General features: G+C 44.2%; 2 protein-coding genes. One reads left to right on the top strand and one right to left on the bottom strand.

Annotated elements, in window-relative coordinates; all coding sequences use genetic code 11:
* Nucleotides 1-564, top strand: a 564-nt coding sequence (locus J0895_RS13790; RefSeq protein WP_340643515.1) for an amidohydrolase family protein, incomplete at its 5' end; no start/stop codon positions are given.
* Nucleotides 565-569: 5 nt separating this feature from the next.
* On the opposite strand, the gene J0895_RS13785 is transcribed toward J0895_RS13790, so the two are convergent.
* Entirely contained in the window at nucleotides 570-2,678 is a 2,109-nt protein-coding gene (locus tag J0895_RS13785; protein WP_207088654.1) for a response regulator, read from the bottom strand.
* Between the last annotated feature and the right edge of the window lie 389 nt (nucleotides 2,679-3,067).

Here is a 3,067-nt window from a genome sequence, read left to right as displayed (position 1 = left end):
CTAACTGGGGAACAGGTAGATCTTCAGGTTGACCAGGGGATGATCACAGCGATCGCCCCCCACTTGTCCGGAGATGCCCCTCGCGAACTCAATGTTCAGGGACACCTGGTTAGTCCCCCATTTGTCGAATCTCACATTCATTTAGATTCCGCTTTAACCCCTGGAGAACCCCGGTTTAATCAAAGCGGCACGTTATTTGAGGGAATTCAAATTTGGGGGGAACGCAAGCCCAAATTGACCCGGGAGGATGTCACGAAACGGGCGATCGCAACCTTGAAACAATTGGCATCCCAGGGGGTGTTATTCGTTCGCACCCATCTGGATGTGAGTCCCTCAGACCTCACCGCGTTACAGGCCATGTTAGAAGTGAGAGAGGCGATTCAAGAATGGGTCACGTTGCAAGTGGTGGCGTTCCCCCAAGATAGCATTTATGGAGAGGTCCAGACGGAAGAATTGCTGGAAGAAGCGTTAAAACTGGGTGCGAATGTGGTGGGTGGGATTCCCCACAAGGGGTTCCGGGGGATGAGGGCAGACTGTCCAAACATCGGATGCACCCCGAAATGATGAAATTAATTCGGGGGTGGGGCTTCCTCAAGCTCGGCGATCGCCCGGAGAATATTTTGATAATCTAAATGCGCTAAATAATATTCTAATTGTTCTGCTAAGGTCCTATTTTGCGGTGGGAGTTGAGCAATCAGTTGCTGAATCTCACTGGCATCAGCCTTGTAGATAGCCTGAGTCATCTGAACAATCCATTCGCTAGAGAGGTGGGAGTGAGCAAATCGTTCAGACTTAACGGATTTAATCGCTTCCAAAATGGTATGATAATCAAAATTTTCTAGGCAATCTCGAATAATTTGCTCTAGTTCGCCGCATTCTGAGGGAATTTCTGAAACCAGGCGATTGAGTCGTTCATCATCAAGGGCTAAAGTCGCATATTCGAGATCACAAATCAGGGAAGTGGATAATTTTCCTAAATTGTTCCATTGATTTTCTATTGAGCGCAATTTTTCGCTTAAAATATAGGTCATTTCTTCGTAAACGTAGGAAACTCCCAAGTGCTTAGAAATTTTTTCAAAAACTGTGGACTCTTGAATGGGTTTAATCAAAAAATCATCGCAGCCAGCGGATAAAATAGCCGCTTTATCCTCCTCAAAAACACTGGCAGTCACCGCGATAATTATGGGGAGTGACCCTTGACAATTTGTTTTAATTTTTTGGGTAGCTTCGCATCCATCCAGGATGGGCATTCGCAGATCCATCCAGATTAAATGGGGTGCAAAACTGTTGTAAATTTCAACAGCTTCTTGTCCATTTGTGGCTTCTCTCACCTCAAATCCCACGGATGAAAGCATCGTAGTCAGCAGTTCCCGGTTAGTGGCTTGGTCATCAGCCACCAAAATCCGATAGGGGGGTTGATTGGGGGCGATCGCCAGGACTCGTGGGGACCAAGTTTGCCCTCCGGAGTGGTCCGTTGATTCCACAGGCTTAACGGCAATTTGAAAATTAAAGGTTGTTCCCACATTGGGTTCAGAACTCACCGTAATCTCGCCCCCTAACAGGCGTACATATTTACGGCAAATCACTAACCCAAGTCCCGTCCCTTCTGCCGCTGCTATGCCCGTTTCCGTCTGTACAAAAGGCTGAAATAGCTTGCTGAGTTCTTCGGAACTAATCCCTTTGCCGGTATCGGTTATTTCAAAACTTAAAAATGTTTTTTCCGGGTCCAGGATAGCATTTACACGCAATTTAATTCCTCCCGATGGGGTGAATTTAATCGCATTGCTCAAAAGGTTGATTAAAATTTGCCGGAGTTTGAGGCGATCGCTCTCAATGGCGATGGGAACCCGGTTCTCTACGATAATGTCCAGCTTCAACCCTTTTTCACGGAGTTTGAGGCGAAACATCTCTTCCAGTTCGACCAACATATCTTTCAAGATAAATTCAGTCGAATTAATCGGCACATTATCGTTATAATTTTCTAGCTTAGATAAATCTAAAATTTCATTAATTAAGTTAAGGAGATGTTCTCCACTGCGATAAATAATGCCTAAATTATTTTTTTGTTCAAGAGTTAAGTTAGAACTATGGGTTAACAATTGAGTGAACCCGAGAATCGCATTTAGAGGCGTCCGTAACTCATGGCTCATGTTTGCGAGAAAGCTACTTTTAGCTCGATTAGCCGCATTCGCTAACTCTATCGCCTGTTGCAGGGCTTCTTCTGTCCGTCGCCGAACCCCGATTTCAGTTTCAAGTTCCTGATTTTTTTCTTCTAGCTTTTTCTTAAGTTTTTGATTGGTTAACTGGGCTTCAATCCTGACTAAGATTTCCTCAGACCGAAAAGGTTTCGTAATATAATCATTGGCTCCCTTTTTGAAAGCTTGTAGTAAATTGTCTACCTCATTACTAGCGGTTAAAAAGATAATCGGTATTTCACTAAATTTAGGGTCTTTTTTTAAAATTTCACAGACTTCTAGTCCGCTCATTTCTGGCATCATCAAATCCAAAAGAATCAGATCCGGATGGGCGCTTTTCACCCGAGCTAAAGCTTGTTGACCGCTAGGGGCAAAAGTAGTTTCATACCCTGCCACTTCTAATATTTCACCAATGACCTGGAGATTTTGTCTGACATCATCTACCACTAAAATTAAACAATCTTCGGGTTTAAATAGCAACATAAAAATTGGGGTTTGACGGGTAAGAATTAAACAAAAAAGACACTCATTCAATCCGTGCCATATCATCGAGAAAAGTTAGAGGGAGGTTTGGCTTTGGGGTCCCTTAAACAAGTGGAGTTTTGGTTTAGGGAGGGCAACAGACTGGATGCCGTTTGGGTATGGAGGACTCCCCACAAGCCTTGGGGAATCGATTCCCTAAGACCAGATTTTTTCACCCTTCACAATCCGCCCATTAAGAAGATTGCCTCATATTGACACTCCCACGCTCTTTAGAGCGTGGGATTCTTTAAGAGTCCAGAATCTGAACCTTAAGGGCGTAGTCAAAGCACCCCTACTGACTCCACTAAGATTAAATCCCAGTGTCGCCGCTACCTTTCTTAAGATATTTG

Source organism: Phormidium pseudopriestleyi FRX01 (assembly GCF_017313335.1).
GTDB classification, from domain to species: domain Bacteria; phylum Cyanobacteriota; class Cyanobacteriia; order Cyanobacteriales; family Laspinemataceae; genus Laspinema; species Laspinema pseudopriestleyi.
The sequence above is the reverse complement of the archived record's forward strand: the minus strand, read 5'-3'. Positions and strand labels throughout refer to the sequence as shown.